The sequence below is a fragment of the Stenotrophomonas sp. TWI587 genome, from assembly GCF_039674145.1.
GTDB lineage: Bacteria > Pseudomonadota > Gammaproteobacteria > Xanthomonadales > Xanthomonadaceae > Stenotrophomonas > Stenotrophomonas maltophilia_AY.
Window position 1 is genome coordinate 283,647 of record NZ_JBDJMW010000004.1, and the last position, 17,246, is coordinate 300,892.

The window sequence follows — 17,246 nt, forward strand, 5'->3', positions numbered from 1 at the left end:
GATCGGAACCGGTCAGTCCGCCTTGCTGAGCTTGAAGGCCTCTTCCAGCAGCAGGAACAGGCGGCGCACTTCGCCGCTCTGCAGGGCGAAGCGGGCGTCCAGTTCGGCACGGCGGCCGTCATCGTCGGCATGCTCGAGCTGGTCCAGCGCGCCATCCAGGAACTTCAGCTTGCGCACGATCAGGTCGTCGCCCAGCACGAAGGACAGGTTGTCCTCGAACACCAGGGCCAGCTTGGTCACCTGCTTGCCGGCGTCCAGGTGCTTGTCGATCTCGTCGCAGCGCAGTTCCTGGTGCTGGCACTTGACCACCGCCCCGCCCTCGGCCGGATCCTTCATCTCGCACTCTTCGCCCAGGCTCAGCCCGGTGGGCAGCGGCTCACCGGCGATCCAGCCGGTCAGGATCGAGCGCGGGGCGACTTCGGCATTCAGCGGCATCGCCGGGAAGCTGCCGAGCAGGCCACGGATGTCGGACATCATGTTCTCGCCCTTCTTGCTGCTCGAGCAATCCACGGCCACGTACCCGTGGGTCAGGTCGATCAGCGCGTCGGTACGCGAGCTCTTCACGAAGGCACGCGGCATCAGCTCGTGCAGCAGATCGTCCTTCATGCGCTTGCGCTCGCGGCCACCGGGCTTGCGGCCTTCCTTCTCTTCGATTTCCTCGAGCTTGCGCGCGAGCAGATCGTTGACCACCGCGCCCGGCAGGATCTTGTCCTCACCGCCGACGGTCAGCCACAGCGCATCGCCGACGCGGTGCGAGAACACGGCTTTTTCTTCACGGCCGAACGGCGAGATGAAGCCGCGCGAATTCATTTCAAGCGGACCGACCGGCTTGAGCAGCACCTGCGGCAGCAGGGTGTCCACGTCGGAGAAATCGGTGGCGGTCGGGAAGCGGAACAGCGTCAGGTTGCGAAAGAACATGGACGTCCAGAGTAAGAGCGTGAAAGGGAGGGCGGGCGCGCCGGCGTGGCTCAGGCCGGGCCGGGGGCGTCGCCGGGGTCGTGGGCAGTGCCGGCCCAGGCCGGCGGATCGGGCAGCGGGGCCGCTGCGGCGCGCCCCAGTGCCATGAAATCAAACAGCGCCGGATCGGCCAGCTGCGAAGGATGGATGTTGCCCAGCGCGCGCGCGATCTGGTCGATGCGGCCGGGCTGGTCGCGCTCCCACTGCTGCAGCATCTGCTCCACCTGGCGGCGTTGCAGCGTGTCCTGGCTGCCACACAGGGTGCAGGGGATGATCGGGAAGGCACGCGCCTGTGCGTAGGCGCTGATGTCCGATTCACTCACATACGCCAGCGGGCGGATCACGATGTGCTGGCCGTCGTCGCTGCGCAGTTTGGGCGGCATCGCCGAGAGCTTGGCGTGGTGGAACAGATTGAGGAAGAACGTGGCCACGCTGTCATCGCGGTGGTGGCCCAGCGCAATCTTGGTGAAGCCGTGTTCGGCAGCATGCCGGTACAGCGCGCCACGGCGCAGGCGCGAGCACAGCGAACACATCGTGCGGCCTTCCGGAATCACCCGGCTGACCACCGAATAGGTGTCCTGCTCGATGATCTGGAAGGGCACACCGATCGAGGCCAGGTACGTCGGCAGCACGTGCTCGGGAAAGCCCGGCTGCTTCTGGTCCAGGTTCACCGCGACCAGCTCGAACGGTACCGGCGCTTTTTTCTGCAGCTGCAACAGGATGTCGAGCAGGGTGTAGCTGTCCTTGCCACCGGACAGGCACACCATCACTTTGTCACCGGCCTCGATCATGCCGAAATCGGCGATGGCCTGGCCCACCTGCCGCCGCAGCTGCCGCGCCAGCCGGTCCTGCACACCGCCGGGCGCGCGCGGATCGCGGGCGCGCGGAACGGGATCGGGCAGGCGGATGACGGCAGCGCTCATCCTTTCATTCTACCGGCTGGGACGCACCCTCACAGGTGCCAGGAAGTGACTGCGTTCACTCCCGGCGGTCATCCCGGATGTGTATGCTCGGAGCTTGTGGAAACCATGACGCCCACCGATATCAGTGCCCGCCTTGCCACGCTCCGGCAGGAGCACCGTGCGCTGGATGACCAGATCCTGCGCATGGCCGCCAATGGCGATGACGAGCTGGAAGCCAAGCGCCTGAAGCGGCGCAAGCTGCAGCTGAAGGACTGCATCGCCAAGCTGGAAGATATGTTGATTCCAGACGAACCGGCCTAGCGTTGTGCCGCGCTTGCGCGCGGGTACCGACCAACGGTCGGTACCTACGAATTGCTGGCGAACGCAATAAGATCCGGATACGTCCGGATTCGTCCCGATACGTCGGATTGACGACGCGCCGTCGTCAATCCGTGCTGACTGGCTCTTCCGGCTTCGCCGCTTCCGGGCTGACGCGCTCGATGGTATGGCGCAGTTCGCGGCCGAGGATGAATTTCGCATCCTTGGCCCACGCATCCAGGCGCGCATCGAACAGCAGCTTGCTGTTTTCATCCGGCCACACCAGGCGCAGTTCGCGCAGCTTCTGGATGAAGCCGCGGAACAGCGTGCGGTCGAAGAACTCCGGCGCGGCCGGTGCATAGAGCAGGCTCAGGCGCTGCGCGGCCTGCTGGCACAGGCTTTCCAGCTCCGCCGCACCCAGCGTACCCGGGCCGTTCTTCACCAGCACCGAGATCGCGATGTAATAGCGCTCGAACGCCTGCTGCAGCGAATGGCCGATCGCGCGCAGGCGGAAGACTTCGTCGGTCTGCCCGGTGTTGCGCGCCAGGATGCCGCCGTCGTCATCGTTGATGTTCTGCAGCAGCCCTTCGCGCACGAACACGTTGATGGTCTGCTCGATGCGCTGGGCGAACTCGTCTTCGGTCCACGGCAGGAACAGCTCGGCCTGCAGGAACGGATACACCGTGCGGCCCAGCTGGACCAGCCCGGTGCGGCTCATGCGGCGGTTGTTCTGGAAGCAGCAGGCCACCCACGACGAGGCCGTGAACAGATGGATGACGTTGTTGCGGAAATAGCTCAGCAGCACGGCGGTGTCGCCGCTGACGCTGAGCACGTCGCCCAGCGGGTGCTTGATGCGGGTGAGGACGTTGATTTCCTCGGCGTGGGCGATGATCCGCTCCGGCGAGTGCGGGGTCACCGTCACCCGGTCCGAGTACGGCATCTCCACCAGCAGGGTCTTGCACAGTTCGATCTGCGCGATCAGGTCCGCCTCGCCCATCGCATGCTTGGGCGTGGACAGCAGCGCCAGTGCGAGCAGGTTGATCGGATTGACGTCGGCCGCGCCGTTGATATGCACCTGGATGCGTTCGGCCAGGTGATCCACCGTGCCGGACAGCCACGAGGGCTTCTCGTCTTCGCCGACCGGCTGGCCGTTCCACTCCGGCGCACGCTGGGCGAGCACGTCGTTGAGCGCGATCGGCTCGCCGAAGTTCACCACCACCTGGCCGTAGTTCTGCTTGAGCACCTTGGGGATCGACCACAGCAGCGACCAGATCGATTCCTTTTCCTTCGGCCGGCCGGACAGTTCGTCCAGGTAGCTGCCGCCTTCCATCAGCTTTTCATAGCCGATGTAGACCGGCTGGAACAGTACCGGCTTGCGCGGCTGGCGCAGGAACGCGCGCAGCGTCATCGAGATCATGCCGCCCTTGGGCTGCAGCAGACGCCCGGTGCGCGAGCGGCCACCTTCGACGAAGTACTCGATCGAGTAACCGCCGGCGACCAGCTGCGCCACGTATTCGCTGAGCACCGCCGAGTACAGCGCGTTGCCGCGGATCGAGCGGCGGATGAAGAACGCACCGCCCTTGCGCAGCAGCGTGCCGACCACCGGCAGGTTCAGATTGATGCCGGCCACGATGTGCGGCGGCACGATGCCACGGTCGTACAGCAGGTAGGACAGCAGCAGGTAATCCATGTGGCTGCGGTGGCTGGGCACATAGACCACTTCGTGCCCGGGCGCGGCCGCCTTGAACTTGTCCAGGTGGTGAACCAGCACGCCCGCGTAAATGCGGTTCCAGACATGGCTGAGCATGAAGCTGGCCGAGCGCACCACGGGACTGGAGTAGTCCGCGGCAATTTCCCACGCGTAGGCGTGGGCTTTTTTCCAGGCATCGGCCGGCTTGGAGTTGTCGCGCTTGGCCTGCGAGGCAATCGCTTCGCGCACCGTGTCCGCGTCGAGCACCTTGTCCACCAGCAGGCGGCGGGTCGACAGATCCGGCCCGATCACCGATTCGCGGATGCGGCGGAAATGGGTGCGCAGCACGCGCTGCAGCTTGCGCACGGTGCGCTCGGGGTCCAGCCCCTCATCGACCGTGGTGCGCAGCGAGATCGGCGGGGCGAAGCGCACGATGGTGCTGCGACCGTTGAGCAGCACCGCCAGCAGGCGACGGAAACGACCCACCAGGGCCCAGTTTTCCGAGAACAGCACCGCGAACCAGCCGCTCTGCTTGTCCGGCGCGCGGCCGACGAAGATCGACACCGGCACCAGGTGCACGTCCAGCTCGCCGCGCGCACGGTGCGCCTGCAGGACCTTGGCCAGCGAGTCCGAGTGGGTCTTGGCGCCACGCTGCTCGGGGATCAGCGAGTTGCTGCTGCTCCGGCGCGACAGGGCCAGGTAGGCGCGCTTGCGCCCGGTCGGATCACCGGCGATCGGCACCAACGGCGAGGGCAGCCCGGCCTCGCGGCAGGCCTTGTCCAGGATCAGCGCGTTGGACAGACCGTAGTCCTCCAGCACGTAGACGACCGGGCGGCCATCGTTGTACTGGCCGGGGTGTTCGGGTTCGATCTTCAGCGACAGCCACGGCTCGACCAGGCGGCCAAGCAGGCGCGCCCACCACGGCGGGCGGCCGCTGGGCGCGCGCGTGCCCGGCACGATCGCGGACGGCACGACGGGCGTCGGTTCGCTATCGACGGCAACGGCCTCCACGGGCGCGCCAGCGACCGGCGGGACCGGGGCGGCAGCACCGTCGGACGGCACGGAATCGGGCGACGAGGACGTAGCGTCCGGCGTCTTGGGCGGCTCTTCGCCGGGGAAAGGCAGGGGATTCTGGTTCGGCATCGGCTTCATTATGGCTTAGCCGGTGCAGAAGCACCGTCCTTGACGGTCGCGGCGGCCTCTGCTTCGGCCGCTTGGCGGGCGTCATGTTCAGCTTGCGCAGCGTCGGCGGCCTGCAGCAGCGCATCGGTGTCTTCCAGCGTGCGGGTCACGTACCAGTGACCGTCGCGCCGTGTCATCCGCACCTGCGCTTCGATCTGCTCGCCGGCCAGCGTGTACTGGATACGCACGACCGCGTCGTCGCCCAGTTCGGAGGTCAGCTCGCCGCGCAGCTCGGTCAAGGCGCCGTCCAGCGACAGCCCGTAACTGGCCAAGGCCGTCTTGAAGGCTTTGATGAAGGGCCCGAGCCGGCGCAGGCTCTCTTCCATGCCCGCGGCCTGCAGTTCGGCGTCCGTGGACAGCCCCGCCGTGCGCGCGGTAGCGGTAAGCAGGGTGATGGTCGTCTTCGCCCGCTGCTTGTCCGTCAGTGGCGCCGCGGCGGCCCAGCGGCTGAGTGCGTTCACCACCTGGGTGTAGTGGGCGCGCTCGCTGTCGCTGTACTCGCTCTGGTTGCGCAGGTACTGCTCGCCGAACAACCCCATCGAATGCGCCGCCTGACGGACCTGGGTGGCCTGGCCGGCGATCTGGGTATCGAAGGAACGCTGCAGCCGCTGTGGCGCATCCGGCCGCGACAGCGCGGCCAGCATCGGCAGCAGTTGCCCATCCAGGGGCAGCTCGGTCAGCGGCCAGCGGCTGTGGCCCTGGCTCCAGGCGCCCTGCAGGCGCGCGTACTGGGCCGGCGGCACCGCCGCCTTGGCGTAGCCGACCAGATCATTGTCGGCCACCCGCTGCGCCAGCTGCTGCAGGGCAGCGACCGGCTCGGACGCGGGCGCATCCGGATCGATCTGCTTGCCCTTGCAGGCGCTGAGCAGCACCAACCCGCACAGGGCCAGTGCCAACGCATGCCCCCGGTACTGCCACGGCTTCAACGACATGGACATGAATTCGGACTCCCCGGACCGGTCCGCATCTTGCGGCCTGTTCAGTGACAGCGGCAAGCCGGCAACCCTGCCGACGCTGCGCCATATGCGCAAGCCCTTGAATGTACAGAAAAACCTGTTGAGCCGAAAACATCGGGGCGACGGGCGCCCCGTCACCGCCTCAGCGCGCGGCGAGCGCCTGGGCGATCTCGGCCTGGATGGCGCGCGCAGCGGCCTGCGGATCGCTGGCCAGGCGGATCGGACGGCCGACCACGATCGCATCGGCGCCATCGGCAAAGGCCTGGGCCACGCCCACGGTGCGCTTCTGGTCATCGCCGACCGGGCCACCAGGGCGGATGCCCGGGCAGACGATCGAGAAGCCGGCGCCGGTGGCGGCGCGGATCGGTCCCGCTTCCTGGCCGGAGGCGATCACGCCGTCGATGCCGGCGGCCTGGGCGGCCAGCGCGCGTTCGACCACCACCTCGACCGGCTCGCGGTCGATGCCCATCTGGGCCAGGTCGCTGCGGCCCATCGAGGTCAGCACCGTCACCGCCAGCAGGCGCATGTCGCTGCCGTTGGCGGCCGCGCAGGCCTCCATCATCGCCGGGTGCCAGCCGTGGATGGTGGCGTAGCTCACCGGCCACTGCGACAGCCGCTTGATCACCGCCGCCGCGGTGGCCGGGATGTCGAAGAACTTGAGATCGACGAACACGCGCTTGTCGCGCGCGGCGAGTGCGTCGAGCACCTCGAAGTACTCGCCGGAGGCCAGCAGTTCCATGCCGATCTTGTAGAAGGACACGGCATCGCCGAGGCGATCGACCCAGGCCAGCGCGTCAGCGCGGCCCGGCACGTCGAGCGCGAAGATCAGGCGCTCCTCGTCACGCAGCGGCAGCGGGGCGCGGCTCACGGTGCGTAATCCAGCGCGGCGCGCTTGGCGTCGTGACGGGCCTGGCGCGACTGGCTGTAGTCGTTGTTGAACTGGGCCGGCTCGAAGCCGCCGTAGGTCGGGTTGGGCAGCATCCACCAGCGTTCGCCGAACCAGTCGTGGTACTGCTGCAGCAGAGCATCACGGCCGTCGTTGGTGTTGGCGGTGACTTCCACGAAGTCGCCCAGCTGGTCACCGAACTGCATCAGCACGCGGTACTGCTGGCCGGCCAGGCGGCGGCGGCAGTTCTTCTCGCTGCCCGCCTGCTCGCAGCCCTCCACCACGGTGCCCAGGCCGAGGAACACGCTGTCATCGGCCACCGGCAGCCCCTGCTCGCGCAGGTTGGCCAGGGTGGCCTCCTTGAGGTGCACGGCGCGGTTGGAGATGTACAGCAGGGTCACGCCCTTGGCATTGGCGGCCTTGGCAAAATCGACCACGCCCGGAATCGCCTTGGCCTTCTTCTCGGCCACCCACTGGTCCCAGCTCAGTTCGTCGTATTCCTTGCCATCGCGCACCAGGCGCGCCTGGTAGGGCGAGTTGTCCAGCACGGTCTCATCCACGTCCAGCACCACGGCCGGCTTCAGGCCCTTGGCGGCATTGCCGCGTTCTTCGGGCACCAGCGCGTCCCAGTTGGCTTCCTTCAGCGCCTTGTCCAGGTGATCGGCGGCCGCGCGGTAGGTCTGCTCGGTGATCGCCCGGTATTCCTGCGAGCGCTGGATCCAGAGCACGGCATTGAGGTTGTCGTTGGCGGCCATGGCGGCATCGCCGGTGGCGGCCGGCGCGCTGGCAGCGGCAGCGGCGGCCGGCGGAGCGGCATCGGCCGGGGTTTCAGTGCGCTTGCAGGCACTCAGCGCCATCACGGCGCAGGCAAGCACGGACAGGGAAACAGCACTACGACGCATGGCATTCACCGGCAACAGATTCGCGCCAGTTTACCGGCTTGTCCCGCGGCATTCATGCCACAGGCAGGGCTCGGCTATGCTGCACGCCCCTGAAACACCCCGGAGCGCCCCATGACCGACGACACCCAGACCCCTGCCCTGCCCGTGCTCAGCGCGGCCCAGGCCCGCGCGTTGGGCTGCCTGATCGAGAAGGAGGCGACCACCCCGGACGCCTACCCGCTGACGGTCAACGCCGCCCAGGTGGCCGCCAACCAGAAGACTGCCCGCGAGCCGGTCATGGCCCTGTCGGCCGGCGATGTGCACCACGCGCTGCGCCAGCTGGAGACCCTGGGCCTGGCGCGCCAGCAGTACTCCTCGCGCGCCGAGCGCTACGAGCACCGCGCCGGTGCCGCGCTCGACCTGACCCGCCAGCAGCTGGCGATCCTGGGCCTGTTGCTGCTGCGCGGCCCGCAGACCCTCAACGAGCTGCTGACCCGCAGCGAGCGCCTGGTCCGCTTCCAGGACGTGGACGAACTGCGCCACCACCTGGAGCGCATGATCCAGCGCGGCATGGCGGTCCAGCTGCCGCGCGCCAGCGGCCAGCGCGAAGACCGCTACATGCACCTGCTGGGTGGCCCGGTGGACGTGCAGGCCCTGGCCGAGCAGTACAAGTCTGCACCGAGCAGCGCTGGCGGCGGCGGTGCCAATCCGGCACTGGAGTCCCGTGTGCAGCAGCTGGAGGCCACGGTGGCTGAGCTGCAGGAGCAGTTGGCGGCGTTGCGCGCACAGTTGGGGGGCTGAGAGCAGCCGACCAACGGTCGGCTCTACCGTTGGGGGGCAGGCGCACCGGGTGTGGCAAACAGCAGCACCACTTCTTCGTGTGGCGGCGGCAGCAGCAGATCGCCGCGATCCTCCATGCCCAGCTTGCGCAGCAGCGCCGCCGAACGCACGTTGTCCGGCGAGACGATGCCGTACAGATCGGCATGGCCGAGCACATCGCGTGCGTAGTGCATCACCCCGCGCGCGGCCTCGAACGCATAGCCGTGGCCTTCGTACTGCGACAGCAGTGCATAGCCGATATCCGGCGCCGGCAACCCGGCGCGGCGGACCAGACCGGCATTGCCCAGCCATGCACCATCGTCGCGACGGATGACGGCGTACATGCCAAAGCCGTTGAGGCTGTAACTGCCCAGCACGCGCTCGGCGGTGTAGTCGCGCGCCTGCGCCAGCGTACGTACGCCGCGGTCGGCGATGTTGCGGATGAAGCCTGGCTCGTTGAGCAGGGCCAGCATGTCGGCCGCGTCATGGTCGGGGTCGATCAGGCGCAGGTGCAGGCGGTCGGTCTGGATCACGGCGGACATGCGGGTCACTGCGAAGGGCGATGCCCCGATTGTGCAACGCGCCTCTCGAACACGGTAGAGCCGACCGTTGGCTCAGTCGAACAACGCCTGGATCGCCGCCAAGCCGGCACTCGCACGCTCTTTCTTGCGCGCCGCATCGGCGACGGGATCGGCACCGTCGCGCTGCATTTCCTCGGCGGGTATCTCATCGAAGAAACGGCTCGGCTTGAGCCGCACGTGCTCGCCGAACTTGCGGGTGAGCTTGCTGTAGCTCATCCACAGCTGCACCTTGGCGCGGGTGATGCCCACGTACAGGAGGCGCCGCTCTTCCTGCAGGTTGCCTTCATCCAGGCTGACCTGGTGCGGCAGCACGCCGTCCTCGCAGCCGATGATGAACACGTACGGGAACTCCAGGCCTTTGGAGGCGTGCATGGTCATCATCCGCACCTGGTTGCCGCCGTCGTCCTTGTCGTTGCGCGAGAGCAACGCCAGCTGCGCGGCCAGATCCGCCGTGGAGGCACCCCGCGGGCCGCCTTCGAACCACTGCGCCAGTTCTTCCAGGTTGCCCAGGCGGCGCTGGTACACGGACTCTTCCTTGCACGCACTGCGCAGGTCCGAGACCAGCCCGGAGTCCTTCACCAGCTTGCGCACCAGATCACCGGAGCTGAGCTTGGGCATCTCCGCGCGCAGATCGCGCAGGATGTCGGTGAAGCGGCTGAGCCCGTTGGCCGCACGCGGCGGCAGCTGCGAGAGCGCGCCGATCGCTTCAGCGGCATGCGCCATCGGCAGATCTTTTTCCGACGCCAGCTCGGCCAGCTTGGCCAGCGTCCCGGCGCCCACTTCGCGCTTGGGCGACTGCACCGCGCGCATGAAGGCCGTATCGTCGTCCGGGTTCACCAGCAGGCGCAGCCAGGACAGCGTGTCCTTGACCTCTTGGCGCTCCAGGAACGCGGTGCCGCCGGTGATGTGGTACGGCGCGCGCACCAGCTGCAGCGCTTTCTCCAGCGGCCGCGACTGGAAATTGCCGCGGAACAGGATGCAAAAATCGCTCCACGGAATCTTCTTCGAGGTGGCCAGGAAGGAGATTTCCGCCGCGACCTTTTCCGCTTCGTGCTCGCTGTTGCGGCACTCCCACACGCGGATGCGCTCGCCGTCGGCCTGGTCGCTCCAGAGCTTCTTCAGGTGCTCGTGCGGGTTGTTGGCGATCAGCGCGTTGGCTGCGCGCAGCACGCGGTTGGAGCAGCGGTAGTTCTGCTCCAGCTTGATGATTTCCAGCGCAGGATAATCGCGCGCCATCTGCTGCAGGTTTTCCGGATTCGCACCGCGCCAGGCGTAGATCGACTGATCGTCATCGCCCACGCAGGTGAAGTTGCCCTTGCTGCCGGCCAGCTGCTTGAGCAGCCGGTACTGCGCATCGTTGGTGTCCTGGCATTCGTCGACCAGCAGGTAGCCGATGCGTTCACGCCAGGCGATGGCGATCTCCGGATTCTCTTCCAGCACCTGCACCGGCAGCCGGATCAGATCGTCAAAATCCACCGCATTGAAGGCCGTCAGGCGCAGCTGATAGCGCTCATAGACGCTGGCCGCTTCCTTCTCGCGGGTGCTGCGCGCCGCCGCCATTGCCTGCTCGGGCGAGAGGCCGGCATTCTTGGCGCGCGAGATCAGGTTTTTCACGTCCTCGATGTCGTCCGGCTTGGCCCCGTACATCAGGTCCTTGACCTGCGCGGTCGAATCGTCGGCATCGAAGATCGAGAAGCCGCGCTTGAGCCCGACGGCCGCATGTTCAATCTGCAGGAACTTCAGCCCCAGCGCGTGGAAGGTACAGATCGTCACTTCATCGGCATCGTCGCCGCGCAGGCGCTTGGCCACGCGCTCGCGCATTTCCTTGGCCGATTTATTGGTGAAGGTGATCGCCGCGATCCGCCGCGCCGGGTAGCGCTTGCTGGCGATCAGCTGGCCGATCTTCTCCACGATCACGCGCGTCTTGCCGCTGCCCGCGCCCGCAAGCACCAGCAGAGGACCTTCGCAGTGCATCACTGCCGCGTGTTGGGGAGGATTGAGACCGTGCATGCCATCTCCAGGGGAGGGGCATTGTACCGGCCTTGATCGGCCTGCATCGACGGGCATCCGCGTGGATTTGACGCCTTCACGCGGGTGGGTTATCCAGATGACCTGCCCACGCAACGGACGCGAAGGATGACCCGATTCAGCAACTGCAGGTGGGCATGGGCGGTGGTCACAAGCCTGGCGGCGCTGCCCGCGTGGGCCCAGCCCGCCGACGTCACGGACCTGCGCGCGCAGGAGATCGTGCACACCTCGGCTTTCCTGGCCAGCCACCCGGATCTGCGCTACCGCGCGCTTGCCCAGGAGGCCGTGGCGCTCGGCCGCCTGGAGGAGGCGCGCACCTACTTCCGCCGCAGTGCCCGTTATGCCGACAAACTCTCGCAGGCCGCGCTCGCGGAGATGTGGTGGGAGGGCCAGGGTGGCGAGCAGGATCGGGCACTGGGCTATGCCTGGATGGACCTGGCGGCTGAGCGGGGGACCGCCTTCCTGCTGGCGCTGCGCGAACGCTACTGGGCCGCGCTTGATCCGGCCGAGCAACGACGTGCCCAGCGTGAAGGTCCGGCGCTGTACGCCGAGTATGGCGATCCCGCAGCCCAGCCACGGCTGGAACGTGAGCTGCGCACCGCGCTGCGCCAGGTCACCGGGAGCCGCACCGGCCGGGTGGGCGGCGGGATGGAGATGGAGGTCCGCGTGGCAGGGGGGATGCGCCGGAAAGTAGATCCGGATGTCTTCTATCGGGATGAATTCTGGAAGCCCGCCGAGTACTGGCAGCGACAGGCGCGCGAACTGGACCAGGCCGGGCGCAGCGAGGGGAAAATCGACGTCGGCCTGCCGACCACCGTGCCGACGACCGACTGAACACCATGTCCGGGGCGCTGAGCGGATAAAATCCTGGCATGGCCAAGCTCTATTTCTACTATTCGGCGATGAACGCCGGCAAGACCACGACCCTGCTGCAGTCGGCGCACAACTACCGCGAGCGGGGCATGCGCGTGGCCATCCTGACCCCGCGGCTGGATGATCGTGCCGGGCGCGGTGTGGTCGCCTCGCGGATCGGTCTGAAGGCCGACGGGATCGCGTTCCAGCAGGACACCGACCTGCAGCAGCTGATCGCCGATGACATCGGTACGCACGGCCCGCTGGGCTGCGTGCTGGTCGATGAAGCGCAGTTCCTGACCCGCAGCCAGGTCTGGCAGCTCAGCGAAGTGGTCGACCAGATGCGCATCCCGGTGCTCTGCTACGGCCTGCGCACCGATTTCCGCGGCGAGCTGTTCGAAGGCAGCCAGTACCTGCTGGCCTGGGCCGACGAGATGCAGGAGATCAAGACCATCTGCCATAGCGGCAAGAAGGCCACGATGACCGTGCGCGTGGACGAGCACGGCCACGCGGTGCAGGACGGCCCGCAGGTGGAGATCGGGGGCAACGAGCGCTACGTGTCGGTGAGCCGCGCGGAGTTCAAGAAGATCACGCGCGGTGAGGGCCGCATCGACCCGATGCAGGCCCCATTGCCGCTGTGATCAATACAGCGTGCGCTCCGGCGCGCCCTTCGGCGGAGGGCTGTACTGGTACAGCCAGGTTTCGGTCAGCGTCTTGCCGCCGCTGCGCAGGTACAGGCGGATGTCGATCTGCTCGGTGGCGTCATCCGGCGGCACCAGATCGAACATGGCGCGGTAGCCCTTGATCTCGCGCAGCGGACGCGCCGAGACAATCTCGGTACGGCCGCGGCTGACCTGGACCACGGCGTCCACCTCGCCCTTGTCGATCAACGCGGCCAGTTCGCCGCCTTCGAAATCGACCGCGAAGCGCCAGGAGAAATACTCGCGCTTCTTGCCGATCACCCCGCCCAGGCCGGTACGGCTGGCCACGCAGTGCGCCAGCGGCGTACGCGCCGGCGGCTCGGCGCCCCAGTACAGGCGGTAGCCGAGCAGCAGCTCCTGGCCGGGCTGCGGCTTGGCCTCGGGGTTCCAGAACGCCACGATGTTGTCGAAGGTCTCATCCACGGTCGGGATTTCGACCAGCTGCACCGAACCCTTGCCCCACTGCCCCTTCGGTTCCACCCACAGGCACGGGCGCTTCTCGTAGAAAACGCCGTCGTCCTGGTAGTGATCGAAGTTGCGGTCGCGCTGGAGCAGGCCAAAGCCGCGCGGATTGTTGTCCACGAACATGTTGAAGCGCAGGTTGTGCGGGTTGCACAGCGGGCGCCAGATCCATTCACCGGCACCGGTCCACATCGACAGGCCATCGGTATCGTGGATCTCCGGGCGCCAGTCCCAAGCCATGCGGCGGTCGTTCTCGCCCACCTGGTACATGCTGGTGCACGGGGCGATGCCGAGCCGCTCGATGGCCTTGCGCGGGTACAGCGCGCAGTCGATGTCCATCAGCAGCACGTCACCGTTGGTGATCGCGAAGCGGTAGGCGCCGGTGGTGCTCGGCGAATCCAGCAGCGCGTACACCACCAGCGTGTTGGAGTCTGCCGCCGGCTGCTCCAGGTAATAGGCGATGAAATCCGGGAATTCTTCGGGCTTGCCCATGCCGGTATCGATCGCCAGGCCGCGCGCGGATTGGCCGTACTGACCTTCCTTGCCGACCGCGCGGAAGTAGCTGGCACCCAGGAAGGCGGCGAAGTCGCGGTCGGTGTCCTTGCGCGTGTTGAGCCGGAAGCCGGCAAAGCCCAGGTCGGCCGGCAGATGGCTGCCCTTCAGGCCACTCTTGCCGTAGTCGAAGGCCGCACCGTCATACGCCAGTTCCTGCGCCTTGCCGTCGGTCACATCGAACATCCGCACAGGCGAGTGGAAGTACAGGCCGAGGTGGAAGAATTTGGCCTGGTAGCGGCCGGGCTGGTCCGCCCACAGCGCGTGATCCTGGCGGTACTGGATGGACTGGTACTGATCCCAGTCCAGCGCTTCGACCGGACCGGGAAGGGTGCGCTTGTGGCTCTGGTAGGCGGCCTGGGACAGCGCGCGCGCCTGCCCTTTCAGCGAAGCGAAATCGAACGGCTGCGGCGCGCCCAGCCGGCGCAGGCCGACCTGGTTGCCCTGCGCGGCACATGCCGGCAGTGCAGGCAGGCCGAAGGCGGCCAGGGCCACGGAGGCATTGCGGAGAAAGTCGCGTCGTTGCATGCAGGCAGCGATGGCAAGGGAGGGCCGGCCATCATAGGCACGCAGACGTTAATTCGCCGAGGTGAATGCGGGGCGGCGTTCAGCCAGCGTGGGTGACGGGGTGCCCGCAACCGTCGCCGGCGCACAGCGCTCAAGGATCTGCCCGAGCTCCTGTCGCAGCTGTCCGCCCTGCGGCCACTGCGCCTGCAGCTCCTGCTGAAGCTGCTCCAGCGCGGCGCGCGCACGCACGGGTGCGGTGCCACAGTCCAGTTCGGCCATCGCCGCACGGGCGCGCCAGCGCAGCGCGCGGCTGTCCAGGTCGGCGGCGTCGCCCACCAGCAGGGGCGCCAGCGCCCGCCGCGCCTCCACGGTCTGGCCCATGCGGCCCAGGTTTCGGGCCCAGGCCAGCTGCAGCGCGCGGTGCAGACCCGCACTGGCCGGCCCGGCCCGGTCCACCCGCCGCATCAGCGCCGCCAGTTGCTCCCCCGCCTGCCGGGGGTCTCCATAGGCACTGACCAGCTCGGCCATGCGCCGGTCGGCCTGCTGCACCGAGGCATCGTCATCGCCGCGCTGCGCCGCCTGCCATTGTCGCCCCTCATGCAGGGCGGCCAGCGCGGCCTGCCAGCGACCGGCCAAGGCCAGGGCCTCGCCCTGGTCGTACAGGCCCTGCGGTAGCAGCCCCACGCAATCGGGCTGGCGCCAGATCGCCACGGCTCGGGCGAAGTCATCGATGGCCGTCGCGCTGTCGCCCTGCTCCAAGGCCAGTCGGCCCAGCGCATGCCAGGTCAGCCCGGTATCACGGTGCTGCTCGCCCAAGGCCTGCCGGGTCAGTTGATGGACCTGCTGGAGTTGGACCTGCGCCTGCGCCAGGTCGCCGCGCTGCATCGCCAGCAGCGCGCGCAGGCGGCGGATCGACAGGGTTTCCGGGTGATCGGGCCCATACAGCCCCACGGCATCGGAGGCGGCCAGCTGCAGGGCCTGCTCGGCCGCGTCCAGATCGCCCTGCGCAGCCAGGGTCTCGCCCATGTGCCGACGCAGTGCGATCAACTGGGGATAGCGCACCGTGTCACCAGCCTGCAGCAGCTGCAGTGCTTGCCGGTAGCCGGCCAGGGCAGCAGGCGCGCGGCCATCGTCACCGTCCAGTGCGGCAAGGTCGGCCAGGCTCTCCGAGGTGCCGGGGGTGTCGCGCAGCACCTCACGGCGCAGCACCAGCGCCTGCTCGAACGCTCCGCGCGCCTCGTCGCGGTAGCCCAACAGCTGTTGGCACCGCCCCAACTGGGTGTGGTACTCGGCCACGGCGGCCGGCAGCCGCAGGCGGTACTCGGCGGCCAGCGACTGCATCGGTGTCAGGTGGGTCACACAGTCGCGGGAGCGGCCGAGCATGCGCAGCGCACGGCCGCGCTGCGTCACCGCCTCCAGCTGCAGCGTTGGCGGTACCTCGCCAGCCTCCTCCAGCAGCGCGCGCTGTCGGTCCAGCGTCTGCAGCGCCAGCTGGTAATCGCCCATGCCGATCCGCAGCCGACCGATCACGCCTTCCAGTTCGGCCAGCGACAGCGGTTGATCGCGCAGTTCCGCCTCACCACGTTGCTGACCGGTGGCCAGCAGCTGGCGCAGATCGAAGCTGCCATGGCGCACGCCGGCGGCGCGGTCGAACAGGCCCACCGTGAAATCCTGCATGGCCTGCGCACGCGCGATCTCGCGCCGGGCCTGCTGCATCTGCCACAGCGCGGTCAACGCAAGCGCGATCAGGGCCAGCACGGCCACGCTGCCCAGCGCGACACCCCAGCGATGACGGCCCAGGTACTTACGCAGCCGGTAGCCCACGTGCTGCGGACGCGCGTGGATCGGGCGGCCTTCGAGGAAGCGGCGCAGGTCCTGGGCGAGTGCTTCCACTGAGGCGTAGCGCTGCGCAGGCTCCTTCTGCAGGGCCTTGAGCAGGATGGTGTCCAGGTCGCCGCGCAGCCGCCGCGACAGGCGCCTGGCCGCTGCTGCCTGCTCCCCACCGGCAGCGGCCACGCGGGCCATCACCGCCGAGGCGCGCGGTGCCTGCACGTCCAGAATGGAGCGCTCCCACTCGGCATCGCTGTGCCGGCGCAGGCGGTAAGGCTTCTGGCCGGTGATCAGTTCGAACAGCACCACGCCGAGCGAGTACACATCGGTCAATGTGGACACCGGTTCGCCACGCACCTGTTCCGGCGCGGCGTAGTGCAGGGTGAAGGCGCGCGCTTCGGTGGGCGGATGCGCGGGCGGCTTGCCGTCGTCGTCGTCCAGCAGCTTGGCGATGCCGAAATCCAGCAGTTTCACCTCGCCCTCGGGCGTGACCAGAATGTTGGAGGGCTTCAGATCGCGGTGCACGATCAGGTTGCCGTGCGCGTGGCTGACGACCGCACAGACCTGCAGCATCAGCTGCAGCCGCCGCTCCAACGGCAGCGACAGGCGCTGGCAGTGCTCGGTGATCGGTTCGCCTTCCACATAGGCCAGCGCCAGATACGGCTGCCCCTGCAGATCCACGCCGGCATCGAACAACTGTGCCAGATTGGGATGCTGCAGCCGCGCCAGGATCTCGCGTTCGCGGCTGAAGCGCTGGCGCAGGCCGGGATCGGCGTAGCCGCTGCGCAGCAGCTTCAGGGCGACCTGGCGCTCGTACAGGCCGTCGGCCCGTTCGGCCAGCCACACCTCGCCCATGCCGCCTTCGCCGAGCGGCCGCAGCAGCCGGTAGGGACCGACCCGCGTGCCCGCCCGGCTGTCTTCGGGCGGCGCCGTCCAGAGTGGTTGTGCAAGGAACTCGTGGCTGTCGCGCTCATGCGCCAGCAGACGTTCCACATCGTCGGCCAGCCCCGGATCCTCCGCGCGCAGGCGCAGCAGCCGCTGCTCACGCGCCGGTTCGGGCAGTTCCAGCAATTGATCCAGCAGGCAGGACAGCTGCCGCCAGCGTGACGCCTCCATCGGTCCTCTCCCCGGACGATGCGTGG

The 17,246-nt window shown here is 68.0% G+C and carries 14 protein-coding genes; 4 read left to right on the plus strand and 10 right to left on the minus strand.

Going from position 1 to position 17,246, the window contains the following annotated elements:
• Positions 1–12: 12 nt before the first annotated feature.
• Together ABE464_RS08805 and ttcA are read right to left on the minus strand one after the other, a co-directional pair.
• Entirely contained in the window at positions 13–918 is a 906-nt protein-coding gene (locus ABE464_RS08805) for a recombination-associated protein RdgC (protein ID WP_019184123.1), read from the minus strand.
• A 50-nt stretch (positions 919–968) separates the two neighbouring features.
• Positions 969–1,880, minus strand: a complete 912-nt coding sequence (gene ttcA / locus ABE464_RS08810; RefSeq protein WP_346471632.1) for a tRNA 2-thiocytidine(32) synthetase TtcA — start codon at positions 1,878–1,880, stop codon at positions 969–971.
• Positions 1,881–1,976: 96 nt separating this feature from the next.
• On the opposite strand from ttcA, the gene ABE464_RS08815 reads away from it, so the two are divergent.
• Positions 1,977–2,180, plus strand: coding sequence for a YdcH family protein (locus ABE464_RS08815; RefSeq protein ID WP_259260658.1), 204 nt, complete (start codon positions 1,977–1,979; stop codon positions 2,178–2,180).
• 124 nt (positions 2,181–2,304) lie between these two features.
• Here ABE464_RS08815 and plsB read toward each other — a convergent pair whose 3' ends face one another.
• From plsB to ABE464_RS08835, 4 genes are all read right to left on the minus strand, one after another.
• Positions 2,305–5,019, minus strand: coding sequence for a glycerol-3-phosphate 1-O-acyltransferase PlsB (plsB, locus tag ABE464_RS08820; RefSeq protein WP_346471633.1), 2,715 nt, complete (start codon positions 5,017–5,019; stop codon positions 2,305–2,307).
• Positions 5,019–5,987: a hypothetical protein gene (locus ABE464_RS08825; RefSeq protein ID WP_346471634.1), complete on the minus strand. Its 969-nt coding sequence runs from the start codon at positions 5,985–5,987 to the stop codon at positions 5,019–5,021. Before ABE464_RS08825 ends, plsB begins: the two co-directional genes overlap by 1 nt.
• Before the next feature lie 160 nt (positions 5,988–6,147).
• The gene (gene pyrF, locus ABE464_RS08830) at positions 6,148–6,873 is read right to left on the minus strand and encodes an orotidine-5'-phosphate decarboxylase (RefSeq protein WP_346471635.1); all 726 of its coding nucleotides are present in this window, start codon (positions 6,871–6,873) and stop codon (positions 6,148–6,150) included.
• Positions 6,870–7,793 (minus strand): 5'-nucleotidase, lipoprotein e(P4) family, encoded by a 924-nt coding sequence (locus ABE464_RS08835; RefSeq protein ID WP_346471636.1) that lies wholly within the window; start codon positions 7,791–7,793, stop codon positions 6,870–6,872. Before ABE464_RS08835 ends, pyrF begins: the two co-directional genes overlap by 4 nt.
• Before the next feature lie 111 nt (positions 7,794–7,904).
• On the opposite strand from ABE464_RS08835, the gene ABE464_RS08840 reads away from it, so the two are divergent.
• Positions 7,905–8,573 (plus strand): DUF480 domain-containing protein, encoded by a 669-nt coding sequence (locus ABE464_RS08840; protein WP_346471637.1) that lies wholly within the window; start codon positions 7,905–7,907, stop codon positions 8,571–8,573.
• A 23-nt stretch (positions 8,574–8,596) separates the two neighbouring features.
• Here the strand turns inward: ABE464_RS08840 and ABE464_RS08845 are convergent, their stop codons facing one another.
• Positions 8,597–9,133 (minus strand): GNAT family N-acetyltransferase, encoded by a 537-nt coding sequence (locus ABE464_RS08845; RefSeq protein ID WP_346471638.1) that lies wholly within the window; start codon positions 9,131–9,133, stop codon positions 8,597–8,599.
• A gap of 72 nt (positions 9,134–9,205) precedes the next feature.
• Entirely contained in the window at positions 9,206–11,182 is a 1,977-nt protein-coding gene (locus tag ABE464_RS08850; protein WP_176990295.1) for a UvrD-helicase domain-containing protein, read from the minus strand.
• Positions 11,183–11,308: 126 nt separating this feature from the next.
• Here ABE464_RS08850 and ABE464_RS08855 point away from each other — a divergent pair, with 126 nt between their 5' ends.
• Positions 11,309–12,034: a hypothetical protein gene (locus ABE464_RS08855; protein WP_346471639.1), complete on the plus strand. Its 726-nt coding sequence runs from the start codon at positions 11,309–11,311 to the stop codon at positions 12,032–12,034.
• A 38-nt stretch (positions 12,035–12,072) separates the two neighbouring features.
• Positions 12,073–12,693, plus strand: coding sequence for a thymidine kinase (locus tag ABE464_RS08860; protein ID WP_346471640.1), 621 nt, complete (start codon positions 12,073–12,075; stop codon positions 12,691–12,693).
• Here ABE464_RS08860 and ABE464_RS08865 read toward each other — a convergent pair whose 3' ends face one another.
• Together ABE464_RS08865 and ABE464_RS08870 are read right to left on the minus strand one after the other, a co-directional pair.
• Positions 12,694–14,295 (minus strand): glucan biosynthesis protein D, encoded by a 1,602-nt coding sequence (locus tag ABE464_RS08865; RefSeq protein WP_346471641.1) that lies wholly within the window; start codon positions 14,293–14,295, stop codon positions 12,694–12,696.
• 48 nt (positions 14,296–14,343) lie between these two features.
• Positions 14,344–17,220: a serine/threonine-protein kinase gene (locus ABE464_RS08870; RefSeq protein ID WP_346471642.1), complete on the minus strand. Its 2,877-nt coding sequence runs from the start codon at positions 17,218–17,220 to the stop codon at positions 14,344–14,346.
• Positions 17,221–17,246 lie beyond the last annotated feature (26 nt).